The organism is Massilia sp. LXY-5 (assembly GCF_059801075.1).
In genome coordinates, this window is sequence record NZ_JBNNEH010000006.1 from 443,786 (window position 1) to 467,922 (window position 24,137).

Annotated in this window: 20 protein-coding genes; 7 read left to right on the forward strand and 13 right to left on the reverse strand. The window is 64.7% G+C overall.

Translation table 11 applies throughout. From position 1 onward, the window contains the following. Positions 1-16: 16 nt before the first annotated feature. Genes ACI48I_RS20450 through ACI48I_RS20490 form a run of 9 tightly spaced genes read right to left on the reverse strand, consistent with a single transcriptional unit; the run spans position 17 to position 11,933 of the window. Positions 17-1,960 (reverse strand): XrtA/PEP-CTERM system amidotransferase, encoded by a 1,944-nt coding sequence (locus ACI48I_RS20450; RefSeq protein ID WP_498575252.1) that lies wholly within the window; start codon positions 1,958-1,960, stop codon positions 17-19. After that, positions 1,945-3,138 carry a TIGR03088 family PEP-CTERM/XrtA system glycosyltransferase gene (locus ACI48I_RS20455; protein ID WP_498575253.1) on the reverse strand — a complete coding sequence of 398 codons (1,194 nt, stop codon included), beginning with the start codon at positions 3,136-3,138 and terminating at the stop codon, positions 1,945-1,947. Before ACI48I_RS20455 ends, ACI48I_RS20450 begins: the two co-directional genes overlap by 16 nt. A 2-nt stretch (positions 3,139-3,140) precedes the next feature. After that, a complete protein-coding gene (gene xrtA, locus ACI48I_RS20460) occupies positions 3,141-4,679 on the reverse strand; it encodes an exosortase A (protein ID WP_498575254.1) in 1,539 nt (512 codons plus the stop codon). After that, positions 4,673-5,920: a TIGR03087 family PEP-CTERM/XrtA system glycosyltransferase gene (locus ACI48I_RS20465; protein WP_498575255.1), complete on the reverse strand. Its 1,248-nt coding sequence runs from the start codon at positions 5,918-5,920 to the stop codon at positions 4,673-4,675. Before ACI48I_RS20465 ends, xrtA begins: the two co-directional genes overlap by 7 nt. After that, positions 5,917-6,798 carry an XrtA system polysaccharide deacetylase gene (locus ACI48I_RS20470; protein ID WP_498575256.1) on the reverse strand — a complete coding sequence of 294 codons (882 nt, stop codon included), beginning with the start codon at positions 6,796-6,798 and terminating at the stop codon, positions 5,917-5,919. Before ACI48I_RS20470 ends, ACI48I_RS20465 begins: the two co-directional genes overlap by 4 nt. After that, a complete protein-coding gene (locus ACI48I_RS20475) occupies positions 6,795-7,829 on the reverse strand; it encodes an XrtA/PEP-CTERM system-associated ATPase (RefSeq protein WP_193687944.1) in 1,035 nt (344 codons plus the stop codon). Before ACI48I_RS20475 ends, ACI48I_RS20470 begins: the two co-directional genes overlap by 4 nt. 14 nt (positions 7,830-7,843) lie before the next feature. Further along, positions 7,844-9,394, reverse strand: coding sequence for a TIGR03016 family PEP-CTERM system-associated outer membrane protein (locus tag ACI48I_RS20480; protein WP_498575257.1), 1,551 nt, complete (start codon positions 9,392-9,394; stop codon positions 7,844-7,846). Further along, entirely contained in the window at positions 9,375-10,388 is a 1,014-nt protein-coding gene (locus tag ACI48I_RS20485; RefSeq protein WP_498575258.1) for an XrtA-associated tyrosine autokinase, read from the reverse strand. Before ACI48I_RS20485 ends, ACI48I_RS20480 begins: the two co-directional genes overlap by 20 nt. 21 nt (positions 10,389-10,409) lie before the next feature. Further along, the gene (locus tag ACI48I_RS20490; RefSeq protein ID WP_193687947.1) at positions 10,410-11,933 is read right to left on the reverse strand and encodes an XrtA system polysaccharide chain length determinant; all 1,524 of its coding nucleotides are present in this window, start codon (positions 11,931-11,933) and stop codon (positions 10,410-10,412) included. A 385-nt stretch (positions 11,934-12,318) separates the two neighbouring features. On the opposite strand from ACI48I_RS20490, the gene ACI48I_RS20495 reads away from it, so the two are divergent. The 7 genes from ACI48I_RS20495 (at position 12,319) to pepA (ending at position 18,076) form a co-directional block, all read left to right on the forward strand. Then, the gene (locus tag ACI48I_RS20495; protein WP_498575259.1) at positions 12,319-13,101 is read left to right on the forward strand and encodes a S1 family peptidase; all 783 of its coding nucleotides are present in this window, start codon (positions 12,319-12,321) and stop codon (positions 13,099-13,101) included. A 156-nt stretch (positions 13,102-13,257) separates the two neighbouring features. Next, positions 13,258-13,878: an XrtA/PEP-CTERM system exopolysaccharide export protein gene (locus tag ACI48I_RS20500; protein WP_407943895.1), complete on the forward strand. Its 621-nt coding sequence runs from the start codon at positions 13,258-13,260 to the stop codon at positions 13,876-13,878. Positions 13,879-14,085: 207 nt separating this feature from the next. After that, a complete protein-coding gene (locus ACI48I_RS20505; RefSeq protein ID WP_498575260.1) occupies positions 14,086-14,715 on the forward strand; it encodes a hypothetical protein in 630 nt (209 codons plus the stop codon). Between the two features lie 20 nt (positions 14,716-14,735). Then, positions 14,736-15,023: an HPr-rel-A system PqqD family peptide chaperone gene (locus ACI48I_RS20510; protein ID WP_498575261.1), complete on the forward strand. Its 288-nt coding sequence runs from the start codon at positions 14,736-14,738 to the stop codon at positions 15,021-15,023. Further along, complete coding sequence (locus ACI48I_RS20515; RefSeq protein WP_498575262.1) at positions 15,017-15,934, forward strand: HprK-related kinase A; 918 nt, start codon at positions 15,017-15,019, stop codon at positions 15,932-15,934. The genes ACI48I_RS20510 and ACI48I_RS20515 overlap by 7 nt, the downstream gene beginning before the upstream one ends. Further along, complete coding sequence (locus ACI48I_RS20520; protein WP_498575263.1) at positions 15,931-17,025, forward strand: nucleotidyltransferase domain-containing protein; 1,095 nt, start codon at positions 15,931-15,933, stop codon at positions 17,023-17,025. Before ACI48I_RS20515 ends, ACI48I_RS20520 begins: the two co-directional genes overlap by 4 nt. 196 nt (positions 17,026-17,221) lie before the next feature. Beyond that, entirely contained in the window at positions 17,222-18,076 is an 855-nt protein-coding gene (pepA, locus tag ACI48I_RS20525) for a flocculation-associated PEP-CTERM protein PepA (RefSeq protein ID WP_498575264.1), read from the forward strand. A gap of 198 nt (positions 18,077-18,274) precedes the next feature. On the opposite strand, the gene ACI48I_RS20530 is transcribed toward pepA, so the two are convergent. The 4 genes from ACI48I_RS20530 to prsT all read right to left on the reverse strand — a co-directional run bounded on the left by ACI48I_RS20530 (position 18,275) and on the right by prsT (position 24,041). Continuing rightward, entirely contained in the window at positions 18,275-19,354 is a 1,080-nt protein-coding gene (locus ACI48I_RS20530; protein ID WP_193687954.1) for a nitroreductase family protein, read from the reverse strand. Next, the gene (locus tag ACI48I_RS20535) at positions 19,351-20,238 is read right to left on the reverse strand and encodes a ThiF family adenylyltransferase (RefSeq protein WP_193687955.1); all 888 of its coding nucleotides are present in this window, start codon (positions 20,236-20,238) and stop codon (positions 19,351-19,353) included. The genes ACI48I_RS20530 and ACI48I_RS20535 overlap by 4 nt, the downstream gene beginning before the upstream one ends. A gap of 118 nt (positions 20,239-20,356) precedes the next feature. Further along, on the reverse strand, positions 20,357-21,142 hold the full coding sequence (locus ACI48I_RS20540; protein ID WP_227496641.1) for an N-acyl amino acid synthase FeeM domain-containing protein: 786 nt from the start codon (positions 21,140-21,142) through the stop codon (positions 20,357-20,359). 130 nt (positions 21,143-21,272) lie between these two features. Then, complete coding sequence (gene prsT, locus ACI48I_RS20545; protein WP_498575265.1) at positions 21,273-24,041, reverse strand: XrtA/PEP-CTERM system TPR-repeat protein PrsT; 2,769 nt, start codon at positions 24,039-24,041, stop codon at positions 21,273-21,275. Positions 24,042-24,137 lie beyond the last annotated feature (96 nt).

Genomic DNA, 24,137 nt, shown 5'->3' on the forward strand with positions numbered 1-24,137 from the left:
AACTCCGAAAATCTTGTTAAGCGGCGGTGGCGATCAGCGGGCGCGCCACGCTGGTGGCGCTGTCGGCGCCGTTTTTACGCAGGAAGGCTTCGAACATCAGCACTGCCCACAGCGCGGTGCTGTGGTCCTTGGTGCCGGCCAGGTGTTCGTCGATCATCTGCTGCAGGAAGGCGGCATTAAAAATGCCGGTGTCGAGCAGCATCGGGTTCAGGACCGCCGCCTTCATCGACTCGCGCAGCGGACCGCGCAGCCAGGACGCGAGCGGAATCGAGAAGCCCATCTTCTTGCGGTACAAAATGTCGTCGGACAGGTAGGGCTCCAGCGCCTTCTTGAAAATGTGCTTGCCTTCTCCGTTGCGCAGCTTGCTCGACGAGGGCAAGCCGGACACCCATTCGACGAACTTGTGGTCCAGCAGCGGCACCCGCACTTCCAGCGCGTGCGCCATGCTGGCGCGGTCGACCTTGGTCAGAATGTCGCCCGGCAGGTAAGTCTTCATGTCGATGTACTGGATGATCGACAGCGGATCGTCGGTCGGCGCATTCGCGGCGTGGCCGCGCATCACCTCGACCGCGCGATAACCCTGCAGCTGGCTGCGGAAGCCCTGCGAAAACAGCTGATCCCGCACGCGGTCGACCAGGATCGACACGCCATGGAAGTAGCCGTCGGGCAGGTCGCGTGCCAGCGCCTCGAAAGTCGTCTTGGCGCGGAAGATGCGCGGCGCCCAGTCGGCCTTCGGATAGGCTTTACCCAGGAAGCCGAAGACGGGCTTGCGCAAGGCCAGCGGCAGCATCGAGCGCACCTGCTGCTCGCCCATCGCCATCCGGTGGCGGCGGTAGCCGGCAAAGTTCTCGTCGCCGCCGTCGCCCGACAGGGCGACCGTGACGCGCTTTCTCGCCAGTTCGCACACGCGGTAGGTCGGGATCGCCGAGCTGTCGGCATACGGTTCGTCGTACAGGCCGGCCAGCAGGTCGACCAGGCCGTAGTCGTCCTTGTCGACGGTTTCGCACTGGTGGTTGGTTTTATATTGCTCGGCCACCTGGCGCGCATAGGTCGATTCGTCGAAGGCTGGATCGTTGAAGGCGATCGAACAGGTGTTCACCGGGCCTTTGTTCAGGCCAGCCATCATGGCCACGATCGCGCTCGAATCGACGCCGCCGGACAGGAAGGCGCCGAGCGGGACCTCGGCTTCCAGCTGGCTCTCGACCGCTTCGCGCAGGCGCACGATCAGCTCTTCTTCCATCTGCTTTTCGGACATCGGCGCGTGCGGCGTGAAGGGCACGTCCCACCAGCGTTTCGGTTTCACGTTTTGCGCGTTGGCGCCCACCTTCAGCGTCAGCGAGTAGCCCGGTGCCAGTTTGAAAGCGTCCTTGAAAATCGTGCGCGGTTCCGGCACGTAGCCGTATGCAAAATATTCCTCGACGGCGCGCGGTTCGATCACGCGCGGCAGTTCCGGGAAGGACAGCAGGGATTTCAGTTCCGAACCGAATACAAACGTCCCATCAGGCAGGAACGCGTAGTGCAGCGGTTTGATGCCGAGGTGGTCGCGTGCGACGAAAAAGGTCTGCTTGTTGCGGTCCCAGATGGCGAATGCAAACATGCCGCGCAGGTGCTTGACGCAGTCCTCGCCCCATTCTTCCCAGGCATGGACGATGGTCTCGGTATCGGACCTGGTGGCGAATTTGTAGCCGAGTGCGGTCAGCTCTTTCGTCAGTTCGCGAAAGTTGTAGATCTCGCCATTGAACACGGTGACGACCGACCGGTCTTCGTTGAACAGCGGCTGCTGGCCGGCGGCCAGGTCGATGATCGACAGGCGGCGGTGGCCGAAGCCGACGCCCGGTTCCAGGTAGACGTCGCCTTCGACGGGGCCGCGGTGGAACTGGGTCTGGTTCATCCGCACGAGGGCGTCGCGATCGAATGCGCGCGTGCCGCGCGGGTCAAATATGCCTACGATTCCGCACATGGTTGGGTAATTTCTTTGAGGGTTGTCTTGGAGTTGCAGAGCTGGTCGTACAGGGCGGTATACGCGCCGACCATGGCTGCAACGCTGTAATGGCGTTCGATTTTTTCGCGCGCGGCCACGCCGTGGCCGGCGACGCGCGCGCGGTCGTCGACGTAGCGGCCGAGCGCCTCGGCCAGGGCCGGGGCGTTGGAAGCGGGAACCAGGGCGCCATTGACGCCGTCCTGCACCACTTCCGGGATGCCGCCGACGGCGGTGGCCACGACCGGCACGCCGCAGGCCATGGCCTCGAGCAGGGTCACCGGCGTGCCCTCGGCGATCGAGGACAGGGCGAACAGGTCGAAGCTGCGCATCAGTTCCGGGATGTCGTTGCGGGCGCCGGCGAACCAGACCAGGTCGGCCACGCCGGCGTCCTGCGCCTTTTGTTCCAGGCGCGCGCGCAGCGGGCCGTCGCCGACGATGGCCAGGCGCAAGCCGGCGCGTGCCGCAGGGCGGGCGGCGCACAGCAGGGCAAACGCCTCGATCAGCGTGGCCTGGTCCTTGACGTCCTGCAGGCGCCCGACGGTGCCGATCACGAACGGTTTCTCGCCGTCGGTCCACGGCATCGTCGCCGCCGGCAAATCCGGGGCATAGCGCACCGTGTCGACGCCGTTCATGATCAGTTGCGATTTCGCGGCCGGAATCTTCACCACGTTCTGCAACCAGCGCGCCAGGTCATGCGAGACCGGCACATAGCGGTCGATCCACGGCACCAGCGCGCGGCGTAACAGGTTGTGCTTGCGGTTCAGGCCCTGCGGGTCGCTGGCGTCGCGCCCGTGTTCGGCGTGGATGCGCACCGGCACGCCGGCGGCCCAGGCCGGGACGGCGTATTCGGCGCAGGCGAAATTATAGGTGTGCAGGATCGCCGGACGCAGTGCGCGCAGCAGTTTGAACAGTTTGACGTGGATGCCCAGGCCCAGGCCCGGCTGCTTGTGCAGGGCGTACAGTTCCACGCCCGGGCGCGTGATCTTGTCCGCAAACGCCGTGTAGTCGGTCAGGCAGACGATCGCATGGCGGTAGCGTTCGGGCGGCATGTGGTTGATGCAGTCGACCAGCAGGGTTTCCAGCCCGCCGAAGTCGAGCCGGTAGATCAGGTGCACGACCAGCGGGGTGTCCACTGGCCGGTTCTTCGTGACAGCCATGATTAATGTTCCCGTGCCGCCTCGAGCGTTGCCTGCAATGGTGCCAGGTTCGCGTCCAGGAAAGCGCGCAGCGCGGCGCGCGCGGTGTCCGGATCGTCGCCGACCGGGGTCGCGACCATGATCGCGGCGCCGTCGTCGCCGCGCATCATCAGTTTCGCCTGCGCCTGGCGCAGCTTGCCGAGGTAGTCGTTGGCGATGAATTGTCCGTCGATCCAAGTCCAGTGCCAGACCAGGTAGTTGCCGTCCGGGCCTTTTACGCGCGTCTCGCGCAGCGCCAGTTTCTCTCCGCGGATGGTTTCGAGCCGGCCCTCCGAGCTGACATGCTGGAATCTGGCCTTGCGGTTGTCGACCCGGTTGACGGAGCTGATCAGGCGCTTGTCCGGCCCCTGGTTGCGGTAGTACAGCAGGGTCAGATCGACCGGCACGCCGGCCGCCGTGTAGCGGCCCGCGAGGGTGGCGTCGGGTGCCAGGAATTCCGGGCTCCAGGCGGGAACGCCGGCCGGCGTGCCCGCCAGGCGCGTGCCGTCGAGGCGCACCGGCGCCGGATTGTGGGCCGCCTTGTCGCTGACCGCGCCCAGCGCCGGCCACAGTGCGCAGACCAGCAGCGCGGCGATCGCCACGGCGGTCAGCGGACGGGCCGGCAGGGCGGCCGGTGCCTCGACGGCGGCGCCGGCCGTTGCGGGCGCCACGTCTTCTTCGCGCCAGTAGCTGCCGATCCAGAACATGATGAACATGACCAGGCCGAAGAACAGCCAGCCGTAGATCAGGTGGTCGACGCCGGTGGCCAGCGCCATGTCGCTGGTGTGGCCGATCATGACGATCATGTAGGCACGCAGGCCGTTGGCAATGACCGGCACCACCACCGACAAAGCGATGAACAGGATGCGGCGCGCGGTCGAACGGTAGCTCAGGTAGGCGTACAGGCAGCCCAGGGTGATCGAGGAGATCAGGTAGCGCACACCGCTGCAGGCTTCGACCACCGACCAGTTGCCGGTCGGGAGTTCGAACATGGTGCCGTTGCGCAGCACCGGGATGCCGGTGGCGCGCACCGCGGCGACCGTGAAGTCGGCCGTAAAATTAATCAGGGGCGGCACGAAGACTTCGCCGAAGGGCACCGCGAACAGCAGGAACAGCAGCGGGAAGGCCAGCGCGCCGGCCAGGCGCCGGCCAAGGACCGCCAACGCCAGGGCCGGGATCATGGCGACGAAGGCATATTGCATCACGACCTGCACCTCGCCTGCGCGCGCCAGCAGCCAGGCGCCGCCGCACAGGGCGAGCAGGCCCAGCGCCGGCCAGCACGGGGCAGCCGGGATGCGCGTAAACACCTCGCGCCGGCGCCAGATCAGCCACAGGCTGATCGGCAGGATGGCGTAGCCGTGGGCGAAGGTCTCCGAGCTGTTCCAGACCGAGACCATCGAGGCGACGGTGCCGCGGTACAGCACCAGCAGCGCCAGCAGGGCGGCGACGAGGATCGCGATCCGCGGTACCGACAGGCGGGGCGACGCGGCGCCGGCCAGGGCCGGCTGGTCGTTCATCAGCATTCGAACCTCGTCTCGATCGGGGACAGGTGGGCGGCCCAGCTGTAGCGGCGCTCGACGCTGGCGCGCGCGGCCTGGCCCATGGCCGTGTCGGGAGTACGCAGCAGAGCAATCACGCTGTCGGCATGCTCCTGCGGCGTGTCGGCCACGATCAGTTCGCGGCCGGGCGCGGCCTCGATGCCCTCGAAGGCCTGCTGCGATGCGACCACCGGACGGCCCATCGCCATCGCCTCGAGCACCTTGTTCTGGATGCCGCGCGCAATGCGCAGCGGCGCCACCGCGGCCACGCAATGGGCGAGGTAGGGGCGCACGTCGGGCACGGTACCGGTGACGACGATGGCTTCGTTGGCCAGCGCCAGCACTTCCGGCGCCGGGCGCGAGCCCACGATATAAAACCGTGCGTTCGGTACCGAGGCGCGCACGCGCGGCAGCACGTGTTCGGTAAACCATTTGACGGCGTCGACGTTCGGCCAGTAGTCCATCGCACCGGTAAACACCAGCGCCTGTTCGCCGGCGGCATACGGATTGTCGTAGGCGCGCAGCGGGCTGAAATACTCGGTGTCGACGCCGTTGCTGAAGTGGCCGATCTTGGCGCCGCTCTCCGGCGCCAGGGTGCGGAACAGCTCCGCTTCCGGCGCCGAGACGAACAGGGAGGCGTCGAATTCGCCGGCGACCTTGCGCTCGTAGTCGAGCAGGCTGCGCGCTTCATGGGCATACACCCAGCTCATCGGCCATTTCTTCTTTTCGGCGTACTGGCGCCATTTGTCGGAGTCGATGTCGCAGAAGTCGATCACGCGGCGCGCGGCCGGGAAGTCTTCCGCATACTGGGCCATCACCGAGCAGAAGGTCATCACGCGCGCGATGCCGCGCTCGCGCATCGTGCGCGCAACCCAGCGCTTCATCCCGGCGTCGCGGTAATATTCCAGCGACAGCGATTTGCCCATCGCCAGCGCCTTTGCGCTGCGCAGCTTGCCCTGCAGCGGGTCGAGCTTCACGAAATGGCTGCTGGCGCACAGCGCCTCGACCGTCGGCACGTGCTGCCAGTCGTCGGCGTCGTCCACAAAAGTAGCCAGGTGCACCTTGTATTTCGTCGCCAGGTGTTTCAGCAGGTTGTACGAGCGGATCTTGTCGCCCTTGTTCGGCGGGTAGGGGATGCGGTGCACCAGCAACAGCAGGTCGGGCTTGGCCGCCTCGAAGGCAGCGGCGGACTGCCGCTGCAGCGCGCCCTCGATGATCGAATTCATGGCTTGCTCAGGAAAATGCGGTCCATCCGGTCCCACGCGAAATCGCGGGCGAGGGCGGCAATGCGCCCTTCCATGCGCTCGATGTTGATGTAGTGGCGAAAGCGCGCCTTGGCGCCGAGTCCTTCCGGGCGCGGCTGGCCCGGGTCGACTTCCCACGGGTGGAAGTAGAACAGGGCCGGCTCGTTGTCCAACTCATTTACGCGTTTCACCATCCAGCGCGACAGCGCATACGGCAGCAGGCGGAAATAGCCGCCGCCGGCCGGCAGCTTGCGCTTGCCCAGCATGGCCGTGGTGATCGGGATCTCCAGCAGGCCGTCCGGGCCATTCGGATAAAAGGCGAAGCGCGGCGCGTCCGGCATGCCGTAGTGGTCGTGGGCGATCGGGTAGATGCTCGAGCTGTAGCGGTAACCGGCTTCGGTCAGCGCCTCCAGGGCCCACAGGTTGCCTTCGCCGATCGAAAAACTCGGGGCGCGGTAGCCGATCACCTGCTGGCCGCCGATGTCTTCCAGCAGGGCTTTCGCGGAGCGGATGTCGTTGTCGAACTCGGCGCGGCTCTGGTCCGAGGCGCGCAGGTGGCCGTAGCCGTGGCTGGCCAGTTCGTGGCCGGCATCGACAATGCGGCGCACCATCTGCGGATAGCGTTCGGCGATCCAGCCGAGCGTGAAGAACGTGCCTTTGACGTCGTTTTGTTCGAACAGCGCCAGGATCCGTTCGACGTTGGCTTCGACGCGGCATTCGCGCGTCGGCCAGCTGTCGCGGCTGATGTAGGGCGCGAAGGCCGAGACCTGGAAGTAATCCTCGACGTCGCAGGTCATCGCATTCTTGATGCGCTCGCCCGGCTGGCGTTGCGGCCGGGCTGCGGGGGTCTGCATCTTCATTCGGGGGTATCCACGTGTTGGTTCGCGGGCACGCCGTTTTGCGGCGTGGCGACGATTTTTTTCAGGATCGACAGGACCGAGACGATCGATTTTTCGAGGCGCATCATGCGCTCGTCGAGCATGTCGACGCTGTCGCGGCGGTCCTGCATGCCGCCCAGGCCGCTGTCGAGCAGTTCGCCGCCGATGTCCGCGGCTGGCGGGCGCATCGCTTCCGGCAGCTCGAATTCCTCGCTGACGTCGGCGATCACGGTCTGGATATGCGCTTCCGTAAAATGGTGCAGTTCTTCCAGGTAGCCCATCAGGAGCACGCGGTCGAGCAGGGTATTGGTCTTGCGCGGGATGCCGCCGGTGTAGGCGAAGATGGCCGCGTGGGCGGCGTCGTCGAAGCTCGGGTCGCCGTTCCAGCCGACCGTGTGCAGGCGGTGCTCGATATAGGCGCGCGTTTCCGGCGCATCCATCGGGCCCAGGTGGTAGCTGGCGATGACGCGCTGGCGCAGCTGCTGCATGCTCGGGCTGTGCAGGGTGCCGCGGAACTCGGGCTGGCCCAGCAGGAAGGTCTGCAGCAGCGACTTGTCGTCGGTCTGGAAGTTCGACAGCATGCGCAGCTCTTCAACCGTCTTCGGGTTCAGGTTCTGCGCTTCGTCGATGACGAGCAGGGCGCGCTTGCCCTGGCGGTCGACCGTGTGCAGGAACTGTTCCAGCCGGGTGAGCAGGTCGGTCTTGCTCGCGCCTTCATACGGCAGGCCGAAGCCCGAGACCACCATGCGCAGCGTGTCGTCCGGATCGAGGTGGGTGTTGACGATGTGGGCCGCGACGATCTGGTCCGAGGGCAGCTTGTTGAACAGGTTGCGCACCAGCGTGGTCTTGCCGGCACCGACTTCGCCGGTGACGACAATGAAGCCTTCACCTTGCGACAGGCCGTATTCGAGATAGGCCATGGCGCGTTTGTGGCCCTTGCTGCCGAAGAAAAAGTGGGGATCGGGGCGCAGCTGGAAGGGCTTGGCGGTCAATCCATAATACGGTTCGTACATCGTGTCTCTCCGCTTTAGAACAGGGCCGTTAAGGTGGCGCTGATGGCGTTTTCTTTGTAATCCGAGCCAAAGCCGCGGTTGCCGCGCAGGTGGCGCAGTTCGGCGGTGCCGGACAGATTGCGGCTGAAGCGGCGCGTCAGGCCGAGGCGCACGGCCTGCTGGTCCGATTCGATGTCGGTGGTCAGGGAGCGGGTGCGCGACGTGCTCAGCGTCGCGTTGGCGCTGGTGCGCGCGTTGACGCGGTAGCTGTAGGCGGCACTGGCGCCGAACTGGCGCACGTTGTCGTTGAGCGAGAACAGCTGGTTGCCCAGCAGTTCGCTGTCGGCCGCGCCCGAGGACAGCGCGACACGCTCATTCGCGAACAGTGTCATTACCGCACCATGCTGGCGCATGGTGTACGCGACCGAGGCTTGCGCCAGCTTCTGGCGGAAGTAGCGATTGGTCAGGTAATTGACTCGTTCGCCCTGGGTCGCGGGCAGGCCGGCCAGCTGGATGTAGTCCAGCACCGCCTGGCGGCGCGCGACCGGGTCGGGAATCGATACGGCAAACAGGCTGTCGAGCAGGGCCGCGGTATCGATCTGCTGGCCCTGCGTGTACTCCTGGCGCGTACTCGTGACGGCGTCGGAATAGCTCGCCCGCCAGACCGTGTGGCGGCTGCGGTGCGTGGCCAGCAGGGAGCCGGTGTTGCCCAGGAAGTGGCGGCCCACCGACATCTCGATGGCGGTACGCACGGTCGGGCGCCAGGCGAAGCCGGCCGACCAGCTGGCCCCGGAGGTGCGTCCGCCGAAGTCGCCGTAGTCGTAGACGTCATAGCCGGCGCTGGCCGTCAGGCTCAAGGTGCGCTGCAGGCGGTAGCTCAGGCCGAGCAGCGCATTTTCCGAGGACGAATCGCCGAAGCGCTTGTTCGCCACTTCCTGGCGCGCATAGCGCAGGTTCCAGCCCAGGTCGCGCCAGGCACGTCCGCTGGCCAGGTTGAAGCTGACGCCGTCGGACTCGCTGCTGCCGAAGCGCGTCTCGTCGGCGTTCACGCTGTCGTGGGTGTAGCGCAGCGTCGCCGCGGCGAAGTTGCCGAAGCGCCGGACCAGGTAGGGACTGATGCTCCAGTTGGACAGCTTGGTCTGGTTTTCGTCCGTATAGCGGTTGAAGGTATTGTCCGGGCCGAAGGCCGACACCGGGCGCGTACCGCCATTCGCCCGCGCATCGACATACATGAATTCGTCGATCACCTTGAGGGTGCCGCCGGCATCGTACTCGACGCCGCTGCGGCGCGCGTTGGCAGGCCTGCTGTCGCTGTAATTGAAGGACGAGGCGCGTGCGTTGGCATGGAACTGGATGCGCGAATTGCGGCCGTCCACCCGGATGGCGGGCGTGACTTCGGTAATGAACTGGCCGCGCTTGTTGGCATCGCTGTTCAGGCCCGGGTTGTCGCTGTAGGTTTCACCCAGCGTGAGCGAAGGCGTGACATTCCACTGGGCCTGGGCCGGCAACGCCACCAGCAGCGCCGCGGCCAGCGGCGCCAGGCGCGGAACGCGTGCAGCGATGCGTTTAGCCGTAGTGATAGTCATACGTCTCTTCGATCCCCGGGATGTCCCGCGCCTTGTTATAGATGAGATTGACGTTGCTGCAGCCTTCCAGCTGGCGCAGCGCTTCCTTGACCGCGTGCTGGGTCGTGCCCTGGGCTTCGACCACCACCACGATCTGGCCCATGTGACCGGCCAGCACGCGCGCTTCGCTCGTGAGCAGCAGCGGCGGCGAGTCGAAAATGACGATGCGGTCCGGATAGCGGTTGGCGATCTCGTTGACCAATGCGCTCATCGTCGAACTGGCCAGCAGCTCGGTCGCGCGCGGCGTGCTGGTGCCGGCCGGCAGGATGCTCAGGGTGTCGACGTTGGTGCGCAGCATGACGTCCGACAGGTCGAGCTTGTCGTCGACCAGGATGTCCATCAGGCCGCGCTGGGCCGGCAGGCCGAGGGTGCGCAGCACCGATGGGCGGGCGACGTCGGCGTCGACCAGCAGCACCGTGTGGTCGAGTTCCATCGCGATGCTCATGGCCAGATTGATCGCGCAATAGGTCTTGCCTTCGCCCGGCAGCGAGCTGGTGATCATGATCAGGTTGTTCGGGCGGCCCGGCGTGCCTTCGCTGAAGGCTTGCTTGAGCAGCGGGCGCTTGATGACGCGGAAGTCTTCCAGCAGGTTGGTACGGCCGCTGGCGGCGGTGACCATGCCGGCTTCGCGCATGCGCACCAGGTCCAGGTCGACCTTGCGCACGCCCGGCTTCGGGGCCACCTTGCGCGGCGCGGCGACGCCCGGCTTGTCAACGCGCGGCGTAGCGACGCCCGGCGTTTCGACGCGCGGCGTTTCAACCCGCGGCGTTTCGACGCGTGGCGCCGGCGCGGCGGCCGGGGTCGGCTCGACCGCGGGCGGCGCGGCTTCGGCCGCGGGCGCCAGGCCCTGCGGTTCGAGCACGATGGGCTGGCCGTCGTGTTCGACGACGGTGGGGGCCGGCGCCGGTGCGCGGGTGTGGTCAATGCGGCTGGCCGCTTTTTCGATAATGCTCACATTCGCTCCTAATATTGTCCGTCAGGCGCTGGCGCGCGCCAGCATCGTCGCCACGCCGACGGCGTAGGCGACGATCAGCAGCAGTACTGCGACGCCGACACCGAGCAGGCGGCGCTTGCGCAGCACCTTCTGGCTGTCGGTCCAGTGCATGTTGATCGATCCCAGTACCGGCACGCCGGTCACTTCACGCAGCGCGGCGTGGCTGAGGAAGGTCGGCCGCACCTGGCTCATCATGAAGGCGCCGACCAGTCCCGCCACCAGGGCAAAAACGAACACGCCGGAGAACAGCGCGATGCGGTTCGGGCCGCTCGGCTTGGTCGCGGCCAGCGGCGGCTCGACCACGCGGAAGGTCAGCATGTCGGTGGCCGAGGACAGGTCGCCGGACAGCTTGGCCTGCTCGCGGCGCTGCAGCAGTTGCTGGTAATTCTCGCGGTTGACCGTGTAGTCGCGGTTCAGCTGGACCAGCTGGGCCTCGACTTCCGGCGCCGTCTGGCTCTGGTTGCGCAGGGTCGTGACGCGGGCCTGGTATTCGCCGACGCGGGCGCGCAGGGCGGCGACGCGCGATTCGGCATCCGACAGCGAGACGCTCAGCTGCTGCATCATCGGGCTGGCGGCCACCGACGGATCGGGACGGCCCTTCTTCATCTCTTCCTTCTTGCGCGCCTGCAGCTGCTCGACCAGGCGCTTGGTGGCGATGATGTCCGGGTGTTCTTCAGTGTATTGCAGGCGCAGGGTGTCCAGGTTCTTCTGGGCGGCCGCCAGGCGGCTTTCGGTTTCCGGATCGACCATGCCGCCGCTGCCGCCTTCGGCAGTGCCGCCACCGCCGCTCATGCGGCGACGGATGGCGTTGCGCGACTGCTCCGCTTCGGCCAGCTCGAGGCGCGCCTGGCTCAGCGCATCGTTGGCGGCGGCCACGCGGGCGCTCCAGTCGCCGCCTTCGCGCGGCAGCAGGCCCATGTTCTTGAGCTTGAATTCCTTCAGCGCGTTCTCGGCGGCGGCCAGCTTCGTTTCGTAACCCTTGATCTGGTCGTCGATGAACTGGACCGCCTTGTCGGAGTCCTGCTTCTTGCCGCCGAAGCTGCCTTCCACGAAGATGGTCAGCAGCGACTGTACGACGTCCTTGCCCAGCTTGGCATCGGTCGAGGTGTAACTGATGGTATAGATGTCGTCGCGTTCGGTGCCGGCGATCTTGATCTTGGTCATCAGCTCGTCGATCATTTTCTCCTTCTCGGCGCTGCTCGTCGCTTTCACGTCGAGGTCGGTGTCGCGCATGACCTTTTCGATGTTCGGACGGCTGATCAGCGTCTGGCGCATGAACATCACCTGCTGGTCGAGGTTCGGCAGCGTCGTCATGCCTTGCAGCAGCGGTTTCAGGATGCTCTGGGTGTCGACGTAGACGCGGGCCGAGGTTTCGTACTGGTTCGGCAACTTGAGCACGATCGCCCAGCCGATCAAGGCGACCAGCCAGGCGATGCTCACTGCGTGCCAACGGTATTTACCGAGGGCTTTGAGGAAATTCAGGATAAGGGCTGTTATTTCTGCCATCTCAGTCTCGCCATGTCCGCCCGGCACGGGGCCGGGCATAAATAATCACAAAAGAACACGCATCATCGCTTGTAGTTTGTGCAATTGCAATTGCGTCCCGGAAAATCGCGCTAATAAAGGTTCAGTCTTAGTACCCGATACAACACAAATTCCTGACTGCAATGCCGAAATTCACTGTCGCGCCCTCTCATCGGCGTTATTATTGCCAACCGACAAACAACAACAGTGAAAAATGTTGCACACCATCAAGAATGAGGTGGGGAGCAGGGGGCGTCACCGTGAAGTCCGGACACCGCCCATGCGTAACATCAAGCTGTTGTATTGTAATGTTTAATTTGCAAAAGGGCCTGCACGATTGATTCCTATTCGAAATAATGAATGCAACATGATCAAGGCCCGTGCGCGCCGCCGTGCGCTGGGCCTGTGTGCCGCGCTGGCGGCCCTGCTGGCGCTGGCGCCGGCGCGTGCCGACAGCCTCGTACGCACGATTGCTGCGGTGAAACCTTCCGTGGTCGGCGTCGGCAGTTTTCTGAGGACGCGCAGCCCGTCCGTCGTATTTTCCGGCACCGGTTTTGCCGTCGCCGACGGCATGAGCATTATCACAAATGCCCACGTGGTGCCAAGCAACCTCGACGCCTCCAAGATGGAGGAGCTCGGTGTCGTGGTCGGCGCCGGCCAGGATGTCCGTTTTCGCGCGGCGCGCCTGGTGGCGCTCGACCGCGAACACGACCTGGCACACCTGCGCCTGGTCGACGGTCCGCCGCTGCCGGCGCTGGCGCTGGGCGATTCGCGCGCCGCCGCTGAAGGGCAGGCGCTGGCGTTTACAGGGTTCCCGCTCGGCATGGTGCTCGGGCTGAACCACGTGACCCATCGCGCGACGCTGTCGGCGATCACGCCGATCGTCATGCCGTCGCTCAGTTCGCGCCGCCTCGATGCCCGTGCCATCGCCCAGCTGCAGCGCGATCCTGTGAAAATTTTCCAACTCGACGGCACGGCCTACCCGGGCAACAGCGGCAGTCCGGTCTATGATGCCGAGAGCGGCGCCGTGCTGGGTGTGATTAATATGGTGTTCGTCAAGGGCTTGAAGGAAACCGCCATCACCAGCCCGAGCGGTATCAGCTATGCGGTCCCGGTCCAGTATGTGCAGGAGTTGTTGCGGCAGAAGTGAAAACGAAGTATTTCAATCGTGCACGCCTTTCGTTAAGGCATGATTAAGATACAATATGCCCAGTTTGATGGCTAAATAACAATTTTATGTTTCTATTACAACAGCCTGGCTTTGCCGGTTGCTGCTGTCGTGAAGGGGAATGACGTGAGCAAGATCATGACGAATCTGATGAAACTGGCCCTGGCCGCCGCCTGCGCCATGGCCGTGTCCGGCTGTGCGTTCTGGAACAAGCCGGCTGCGCCGTCGGCAGCCGAGATGGCAGGTGCCGCGCCGGCCGATTACCTGATCGGTCCGGGCGATGCCGTCAACATCATCGTCTGGCGCAATCCGGAAGTATCGATGTCGGTGCCGGTCCGTCCGGACGGCAAGATCACGACCCCGCTGGTCGAAGACCTGCCGGCCGCCGGCAAAACCTCGACCGAACTGGCGCGCGACATCGAAAAGGCATTGGCCAAGTTCATCCAGCAGCCGGTCGTCACCGTCGTCGTCACCGGCTTCGTCGGCAACTACGGCGAGCAGATCCGCGTGATCGGCCAGGCCGCCAAGCCGCAAGCGCTGCCTTACCGCCGCGACATGTCGCTGATGGATGTCCTGATCGCCGTCGGCGGCGTCACCGAATTCGCTTCGGGCAACCGCGCCAGCATCATCCGCACCGTCGACGGCAAGCAGCGCAAGCTGAATGTGCGCCTCGACGACCTGATCAAGGACGGCGACATTTCGGCGAATATGCCGATGCGCCCGGGCGACATCCTGGTGATCCCGGAAAGCTTCTTCTAAGCTAATTGACTGTCGGCTTTTCTTACAACGGCGCCTGGGGGCGCCGTTGTCGTTTTGGGTAAAAGTCGAGGCTACCGGGCTAAGTGCTTGATTCGATGTTGCAATTAGTCAACTTATAGGTCTGTGGTCCGTATTTTGCTTATGTAGGAATATATGCCGTTGAACAAATGTGTATGGCATACTTTCTAAGACTTAGGAAACGTGCTCATGGACACTCAAGATAAAACTACCCCGATCTCGGCTGACACGCCGGCCGTGCCGCAGCCACTGCTGGATCCGCAGGGGATTGCCCGCCGCCGTTTTGCGCGCGCGGGGGCGGGCGCTGCCGGTGTCATCCTGACGCTGCACAGCCAGCCCGGCATGGCCGCGTTCAGCAAAACGATGTGCAACTCGCCTTCCGGCTATATGTCGATGAGGCCGGGCGCCAGCGCCAAGCCGCAGATGTCATGCAGCTATAACCGTTCCCACGGCTACTGGAAAACCCATCCGAACGAATGGAAGACCACGGCCGGGATGGATTCGAGCGCCAAGTTCAGTAGTTTTTTCATCTGTAGCGGCAGTTATGTCGCACTGGCCAACGTCACGATGATGCAGGTGATCGATCCGACGCGGGCCATCAAGGCGATCGACCGCAACAATGTGGCGATGCAGTGTGTCGCCGCCCTGGTGAATGCGCGCGCATCGCGCAACGCTGGTATCCCCACCGTGTTACCAGAGGACAGGGTCATCGAGATCTGGACCCAGTTCGTCACGAAAGGCTATTACTCTCCCGGCGCCGGCATGGCGCAGTGGGGCGGCGCGGACATCGCTGCCTATCTCGTGAGCACCTTCCGCTAGTACGGCGCCGCTTTGCACGCATGACAGCTTCCCCGACCTGGCGCCTGGTCTCCGGCCAGCGCCTGCGCTACCGTTGCTGGGACGGCGAGTGCGTGCTGTATAACGACCTGTCGGGCGATACCCACCTGCTCGACGAGTTTGCTCTGGCCTTGCTCGCGCAGTTGCAGGCGGCTCCCCAGGCGGTCGTGCAGCTTGCCGCGGTCTTCGGGCTCGATCCCGACGCCGACGCACACGACGGCGCTGCGATGCTGCACGATGTGCTGGACGACCTGGCTGCGCTGCACCTGGTCGAACCGCTCGCGTGCTGACCGTCGGCGCACTCGACCGCCACACGCTGGCGGCCCGCCTGCGCGGTCCCGGCCTGCGCCTGCAGACCGGCCCCTTCATTGCCTGCATCCGCAGTTCGCTGCCGGCGCTGGCCGTCGCCCTTTCTCGCATGTACGCCGACTATCCGGTGCTGGACGAAGACACGACCGCTGATTTCAACGTGCTGCTGCGCCGCCCGCGCGGGCTGCGGCGCTTCATCAAGCCGCAGGTCTATTTTCACTACGACGGCATGGAGCCTTTCCAGCCGCTGCCGCTGGCCCAGCTCTACCCGATGTTCGAATGGGCGATGAACTGGTGCGTCTCGAGCCACGCCCACTCCTGGCTGGTGATCCACGCCGCGGTGGTCGAGAAGGAGGGCGCGGCCGTGATCCTGCCGGCCCCGCCGGGTTCCGGTAAAAGCACCCTGGGCGCGGCGCTAGTCGCGCGCGGCTGGCGCCTGCTTTCCGACGAGCTGACCCTGGTGCGCCTGGTCGATGGCCAAATCGACCCGGTGCCGCGTCCGGTCAGTCTCAAAAATGCCTCGATCGACGTGATCCGGGCCTGGGCGCCCGAGGCCCACATCTCGCCCCCGGTGGCCGATACCGTCAAAGGCACCGTGGCGCACATGTGCGCACCCGGCGCGAGCGTCGCGCGTGCCCTGGAACCGGCGACGCCGGCCTGGATCGTGTTCCCGCAATGGAGGCAGGGCGCGCCGGCCGAACTGGTTCCGGTGGCGCAGGCGCGCGCCCACCTGCGCCTGGCCGAGAACGCATTCAATTACAGCCTGCTGGGCGGCGCCGGGTTCGACACGGCCGCGCGCCTGATCGACGGCACCCGCACCTTCGATTTCAGCTACGGCGCGCTCGACGACGCCATGGCCGTCTTCGAAGGCCTGCTCGCCGGACGCCGATGAATACCTTGCCCCTGCTGACCCGGGTGCTGCGCAGCCCCCCGACCATGGCGGCGTTCGACGCGCCGGCCTGGGAACTGCTGCTGCGCCAGGCGGTTTCCGCCGACCTCGGCGCCACGCTGGCCCTGCTGGCCGAAGAACACGGCATATTGCATGCCTTACCGGAGCGCGTACAGCGCCGCCTGGGCTGGGAGCGCAGGGCGTGGGAGCGCCACGGCCAGGCGGTACGCTTCGAGACGCAGCAGGTGCGGCGCGCGCTGCAGGACACCGGCCTGCCGCTGATCCTGCTCAAGGGAACGGCTTATGTGGCTGCCGGGCTGCCGGCGGCGGCGGGGCGCCTGTTTTCCGATATCGACATCCTGGTGCCGAAAGACAGGCTCGACGAGGTCGAAAGCCGCCTGATGCTGCACGGCTGGGTGTCGAACCATCACGACGCCTACGACCAGCGCTATTACCGCGAGTGGATGCACGAACTGCCGCCCTTGCAGCACCTGCGCCGCGCGACTGTGATCGACGTCCACCATGCGATCCTGCCGGAGACGGCGGCGGTGCGCCCCGACCCGGCCCGCTTGCGCGCCGCTGCGCGCGCCATTCCAAGCGCCCCTGGCCTGTCCGTGCTCGCGCCCTGCGACATGGTGCTGCACAGCGCCACCCACCTGTTCTACGAGGGCGAGTACGACCACGGCCTGCGCGACCTGTTCGACCTGCACCGGCTGCTGTGCCATTTCGGCGCGACCGAGCCCGGGTTCTGGACGGCGCTGCCCACGCGTGCGCAGGAACTCGAACTGGCCCGTCCGCTGTTCTATGCGTTGCGCTACTGTATACAGCTGCTCGGCACGCCCGTGCCGGCCGCCACCGTGGAGGCGGCCGCAGGCGGGCGCCCGGGGCGCGCCTTGCTCGCCTTGATGGACGGATTGTTCGCGCGCGCCCTGCGTCCGACGCATCCGAGCTGCGCCGCTGCCCTGACGCCGCTGGCGGATGCCATGTTGTATATCCGCGGCAACTGGTTGCGCATGCCGCCGCTGATGTTGTCACGCCATCTCTTCCATAAAGCTTTTTTGTCGCCTGGAAATGTTAAATCTGATCAAGTTTGAGTGCTCAAAAGTATTATAATTCCTACAAGAATTTTTTGTGAAAAAATGCTGTCGGGGTTTTTTACATAGCGGTTGAGTCCGCTCTAAGGTTGAGCCACAAGTGATTGATTATAAAAGGAATTAACAAGCTGGCACGCTGCTTGCTAATAGTTGAGTGTGTTTGCCCAAACCTATCAACTAAGCGAGGATTGAAATTATGAAATTTCTGAAGAAACTGGCATGCGCCGCAGCTGTTGCAATGACTGTCGCTGGTGGCGCTAACGCTGCTACCGTGTTGAACGACTGGGTCTTCAACCCAACCGGTGGCGGCTACGCCAGCGGTCAAAAAATCAACGAATACCTGGACGTGAACGGCAACGCCTTCATCCAGATCAACCCGACCGGTGGCTCCAGCTTCTCGTTCTCGGAACACGCAGTGTTCAACATCGTCCAGGCTGACAGCAACAGCCAGCTGTTCCCGGTGAACTACCCAGGCGGTAACATCTCGGCAACCTTCGAAGCGACCGGTACCGGTAACTTCAGCGGCGCCTTCAGCTTCAGCGGCGGCACCATCCGCATGTACCAGAACGCGACCAACCAGTACGGCACGTCGGCTGGTATCTACGGTGCCAACCAGGGCAACATGATCGCCGAGTTCACCGTGCTGGCCGGCGGCGGCGGCCGCGTCGATGCAAGTGGTTCGCCAACCAACAACGGTCAAGTCACCGTGTTCGCCAAGGCTGACCAGGGTTCGCTGGATTCGGGCTACTTCTTCCGTGAAAACGGCCAGGACCTGTCGACCGAGTCGATCATGGCCTTCGCCTTCACCAACGCCAACACCGTCGCTAACCCGACCAGCATCCTGGTGGACGAAGTCGCTTGCCAGTACGCCAACTTCACCGGCAACGGTTGCAACGGTTCGGCTTATGCCAACACCCCAGGCAACTTCTTTGTCAGCAACAACGGTCAGTTCAAACTGGCTGAAGTGCCAGAGCCAGGTTCGCTGGCCCTGTTCGGCATCGCCATGCTGGGCGCTGGCGTCGTGAGCCGCAAGCGCGCCAAGAAGGCTTAATTAGCCCTCTGAGCGTCAGGTAGTACAAGGAGAGAGCGGGCTTGCCCGCTCTTTCCCGTTGCAAACTACGTAAAACGCGAGTTGCTGGGCAAGCGCTGGCGATAACAAGAACAAGATCGACCAATTAGGGCAATGAAAGCAAAAGCGGCGTCAACCTTCGGGTCGACGCCGCTTTTTTTTGTGGCCGGGCCAGCTTGGTCAGCGCTTCATCAGTTCGGAAACGGGGCGGCGAACCGAGCGCGCCGCCGGTGCCGGGCCATAGCCGAGGCGTCCCATGTAGACCGGGAACAGGGCGTCGTTGAAGATCAGCGCTTCGGTCTCGCGCTGCAAGGCCTTGGCCGCATCCGTCAGTTTCGCCTGCGCCGTAAAACGCGTGCCTTCGCGCGCATACTTCGAGAAGATCAGCGGCGTCATTTCCGGCTGCATGTACAGCCCGAGGGTCGTCATGGTCAGCCAGAAGCGCTGCAGCGCGCGGCCGGCGGCGACGTAGTCGTCGATCGACTGCGGCGCGGATTTCGCCTTGAGCACGAAGTGGGCGGCGCAGGCCATGCCCGGGGCCAGGTCCATCTGCAGGCGCGGCGCCCAGGTGCCCATCAGCGTGTTGACGGACTTCATGCGGCGCCAGCTAACCATCGCCCATTTCATCAGGACCAGGGTCATGGCGTCGACGCCCAGGGCGCCGGCCGGCACCTTGTCCGGGCTGTGCGTGCGGTTGTCCCAGTCGATGATGCTGCGGTGGGTCTCGAAGGCTTCCGGCATCGTCAGGCGCAGCCGGGCGTTATTGAACATCAGCTTGGCGGCCTGCCATTTCTGCGGCCGGCTCTCGAGCCAGGTCAGGGAGTAGGCCGGCGCCACGGTGGCTTCCAGCAGGCGCTTGTGTTCGGCGGTCAGCGGCGTCGTCTTCATCGGCCGGCGCTGCACGGTGCGCACATTGATCACGTCGATCAGCGGATCGCGCACGATCGCCGCATCCTTGGTGAACCGCACGTCGAAGATGGGGTGGGTCTCGCGGCCCCCGGGGCGGCGTTCGATCCCGGCACGCAGGCCGTGGCCGCTGGCGGCGATGGCAATCGTCTCCAGCAGGGTGCCGAAGGCGATCTGGCTCGGGTGGCCGTCGAGGTCGTAGACGCAGTGGTCGCGCGTGTCGTAGGCGTGCACGGCCAGGTGATCGGGCGCGACGATCTCGAAGCGCCAGGTCTGCATGTTGTCGCCGCTGGGGGCCCAGCGCGCCAGTTCGAGGATCTGTTCGATCGTGCCGGGTTTGATGTCTGCATTCATGCGCTCGCTCCCGCGGCGGCCAGGTCCTTGGCCAGCTGCTTCTTGCCGATCTTGATCATCAGGCGGTGCAGGGGATTACGGTTGCCGCCCGGCCGCCAGGTACGCACCAGCTTGTTGCGATAGGCGTCGAACTGGATACCCCATGGGGCCGCCAGCACGCGTCCCCGTCCGAGCAGGATTTTGAGGGCTTCGGTGCCCATCACGCCGGCGCACAGCTGGCAGGCCATGATGGTCGAGGGACCGCGCCGTTCGACGAAGTTCACCGCTTCCGGCACCACCAGGTAGGGGCGGTGCAGGCCGGCCGGGGCCAGCCCGACCACGAAGTGGACGGCCTTGTCCGTTTCCGGCAAGTCTCCCCACTGGAAATACTCCTCGAAGGTCATCTGGCCCGGCAGGAAGTTCAGCAAGGCTGCCCCCATGCCCAGCGGCGCCACGGTGCTGGCGGGGATGCCGAGCCGGGCGCACAAGGCGAAGGTTTTCTGGCGGATATCGAAGGCGAAGAAGTCGAGCGCGTCGACGTACATGTCGGCGCCTTCGAGGAAGGCGTGCAGGTTGGCGTCGTTGATGCCCTGGTCGAACATCTCGACTTCGCATTCGGGGTTGATGTCGAGCAGCATGCGACGGATCACCTCGACCTTCGGCTGGTTCAGGGTCGAGACCATGGCGCCGACTTGCCGATTAAAATTGGGCACGTCGAAGGTGTCGAAGTCGGCGATCCGGAATTTGGTCACGCCCAGGCGCGCCAGGGTCAGTGCATGGACGCCGCCGACCCCGCCGCCGCCCGCGATCGCCACCCGTTTGGTACGCAGCTGCGCCTGCTCCTCACGCGTTACCCAGCCAATATTTCGGGAAAAAGCCTGCTCATAGCGGAAAGGAGATGTCATGTGTGGGAGAGGTAAAGCGGTCAACGTGAATGTCGGGATGGCGAAAAACAGGAAGCGCCCGGGCGGCGCATCCAATGGCGCTGCCCGAAAATGGGGCAGGCCGCAACCAGCGGGCAGATTACGCCGCCTGGTGTTCGTCGATGCGGCGCAGGCGGTTGATAATACCCTGCTCTTCGCGCGGGGAGAAGAAATATGGATAGAACGAGCGTTCGGTGGCCGCTTCGGTGGCCGATTGGCTGAAGGTGCCGCCGTGCTTTTGAATCTGCTCGGTGACATACGCCAGCTCGATACGCAGCAGATAGGCCGGCGCATTCACGCGCGGATTGTCCTTCAAATCGCCTTCGCGCTTGAACCCGAGCATATGCTCGTAAAAGCGGCGGTGACGCGGATTGACTTCGATAACGATATCGGTGCAATCGTGGATATCGCGGGCGTAAATGACAGCCAGGTGGAACAGATTGGCGAGCGAGGTTTTCGAACGCACGGTCGGATCGAAGGCCAGCTTGGTGAATTCACAGAGCTTGGCCCCGCGCGCGCGGTGCGCGTCGAGTTCTTCCTTGAAGATCTGGTCGGCCATCAGGCCGATGGGCGAATCGATACCGAGCGTCAGGGTGCCTACCACTTCGCCTTTGTCCGTGGCGGTGAGCGTGATGCGATTGGGATCGTCGCTGAACTGGTGCGTGCCAGCATAGCCGCGCCAAGCATACATCTTGTTGACCAGCATACTGGCCGAATTGCGTCCTTTTGCCGTATCGGTAAGCCGGATTCCATATGAATCTTGGTTCACGATAACATCCTCTAATTCTGAGTTCGCTATATTATCGCGATCCTCTGACACATGAGCGTTCGATAGAAACTCGAGGGTTCGTTCGTCCAGTTCCTGGACTTCGTCGGGATTCGTCATCGTGAGACACCTTGGGTTTTGGCGCGCCGCCGCGGTGGGCGGCGCCTTTATTTTGGCCCGGGGCCGCGCTTTGCCAGTCAGGCAAAAAGCGCGGCGCTGTTGGTTTTTTATTTAGCTGAAATATAGACCGTTATAAGGTTTTTAGCAACGAACGGGCTTCCTCCAGCTGGGCGAACGGCTTGTTTTGCGCGAGCAGGGTTTCGAGTTCCTTGCGTGCGCCGGCCTTGTCGCCCGATTTACTCAGGCCGACCGCCAGGTGATAGCGAATTTCCGGCAAAGCCGGCGCGCCGGCAGCTGCTTTTTGCAGCAAGGGCAGGCCGCGCTTCGTGTCCCCCTGTTCCACCAGCATCCAGCCCAGCGTGTCCATCACCGAGGCGTTGTCGCCGGCGACCTTGTACGCCTGCTCGGCGGTGGCCAGCGCGCGCGGATCCTTCTGCTGCTGGTAGGCATAGGCCAGGTTGTTCAGGGCCGCGCCATTGTTGGGCGCGCGCTTGACGACCTGCTCCAGTAGCGCCGCGGCAGGCTTGTATTCCTTCGCCGCCAGGTGCGCTTCGGCCAGGTAGTTTGCCACCTGCACGTCGTCCGGATGTGCCTTGGCCCAGGCGTTGACGCGCTGCTTCGCTTCGTCTTCCTTGCCCATCTGGCGCAGCGCCTGGGCGCTGCGCAGCAGGACCGCGCTCGACTTGGTGATGGCGAAGGCCTTGTCGTAGGCCGCCACGGCCAGCGCCGGCTTCTTCTGCGCCTGCTGCAGGTCGCCTTCCATCAGGAAGCCGACCGGGGAACCGGGCACGTCCTGCTGCAGCTGGCGCACCATGCCCAGCGCCTCGTCGGTACGGCCGCGGCGCATGGCGACTTCCACCTGGGCCACGCGTGCCTGCAGCAGGTTCGGCTGCAGTGCGCTGGCGCGCTTGAGCGATTCGGCCGCGCCGGCATCGTTCTTCAGCTTGCCCTGCGCCTCGGCCAGGCGCATTTGCGCCAGCGCCGATTTCGGCACGATGTTGACCAGCTTGCTGTAGCTGTCGAGCGCACCCTGGCCGTCGTCGTTTGCCAGCTGCGCCTGGCCGAGCAGGTCCATCAGCTCGGGATTCGACGGATGCGCGGCCTGGAATTTACGGGCCAGCGTCAGCGCCTTCTTTTCCTGCTTGGTCGCCAGGTAGTGGCCGCCCAGCCTGAGCACCGGTGCGATCGCATCCGGATTTTCGGCTTGCGCCTTTTCCAGCCAGGTCGTGGCTTCTTCCGGACGGTTCTGCAGCATCGCCAGTTCGGCCAGCGCACCCATCGCGCCGAAGTTCTTCTTGTCCTTTTCCAGGATCGCCTCGAAACGCTTGCGCGCGGCGTCCGGCTTCTTCTCCATCATGTCGAGCTTGGCCAGGTTGGTGGCGGCCGGGAAGAAGGTCGGCTGGATTTGCAGGGCTTTCTCGAAGGCGCTGCGGGCAGCGGGGATGTCGCCCTTGCTGAGCAACACAGTAGCCTTCAAGTTATAGGTCTGCGGATCGTTCGGTTTCAGTGTCTCGAGCTTGGCGGCGGCGGCGGCGGCCTTGTCGTAATGCTTCAGGCCGAGTTCGGCCTGCACCAGCGCCGTCAGTGCGCGCTCCGATTTCGGATCGAGCTCGGCGGCGCGTTGCAGTTCGGCAATACCCTTGGCGGCATCGCCCTGCTGCAGGCGCGCCATGCCCAGCGAGGTGTGCAGCGCAGCGACCTCGGGAGCAAGCTGGGACGCTTTTTCGAGGTAGGCGATGGCCTTGCCGAAATCGCGCGCCTGCATGTACGACTCGCCGGCCAGGGCCAGCAGCTGCGGGTCGCTCGTGTCCTTCAAGGCCGGCGCCAGCATGGAGGCGGCGTCAGCCGGCTGGGCGTTCTTCAACATGGCCTGCGCCATCAGCTTGCGCGCATACACGTTGTTCGGCTCGACTTCCAGGTATTTGCGCAGGTGCATCTGGGCCGACTGCGGCGAATCCAGGTTCAGCTCGACGGCGGCGGCCAGCAGCACGCTCGGCATATGGTTCGGCGCGCTTTTCAGGATGCGCTGCAGCGATTCGCGCGCTTCCTTGTTCTTGCCTTCGCTGTAGTCGAGCAGGGCCTGGCCGTAGGTCACGAGCAGGCTCCCTGGTGCGAGCTTGTGCGCCGCCTCGAGCTCGGTACGCGCTTCGGCATACTTCTTCTGGTTGATGCGGATATACGCCTTCTCCAGGTTCGCGTTGCGGTCTTGCGGACGCAGGGCGAGCACCTTGTCGAAGGCGGAGAGCGCCGCGTCGGGCTTGTTCAGGCCGCGCAGCAGGCCGCCCTGGAACATCCAGACTTCCGGATTCTTGCCGTCCTTGGCGATGGCGTCGGCCGCGAAGCGCTGCGCCGTCGCCGTATCGTTCTTCAGCAGGGCGTGGCGCGCCAGGCCGATGAGCGCGGCGCCGCTGCCGCCGTCGATGCCCAGTGCCGCATCGTAGGCCGCCTTGGCGGCGTCGGTTTCGCCGGTGGCGAGCAGGGCGTCGCCGCGCAGGGCCGTCAGCGGCGCCGACTTGGCGGCCAGTTCCGGCTTGATCTCGGCCAGCACTTCCTTGAATTTGCCCTGGGCCAGCAGTGCCTGGCCCAGCAGCGGCAGGCTGCGCGCCGGGGCCAGGCCCAGGCTGGCTGCCTTGCGCAATTCCTTCTCGGCCGATACGGCATCGCCCGTTTCCAGGTACAGCGACCCGAGCTGCACGCGCGCCTCGGCGTCTTCCGGGCTCTTCGCGACGGCATTTTTCAGCTGGATCAGGGCGGCCTTCTGGTCGCCCTTCTGTTGGTATTGCCTGGCCTCGGCCAGCAGGCTCGCGGTCGACTGGTCACGGTTGCAGGCACTCATGCCGGCAAGCAGGAGCGCACCGGAGACGACAGCGGTGGTGAATTTGATCTTGTTACGGGACATGGCTTCCTCAATTTGACGTGCTGATGCCGGCCGGGAAACGCCGGACGACAAGTTTCCTAGTCAACAATAATACCTCAAGGAACAGATTAATTACCG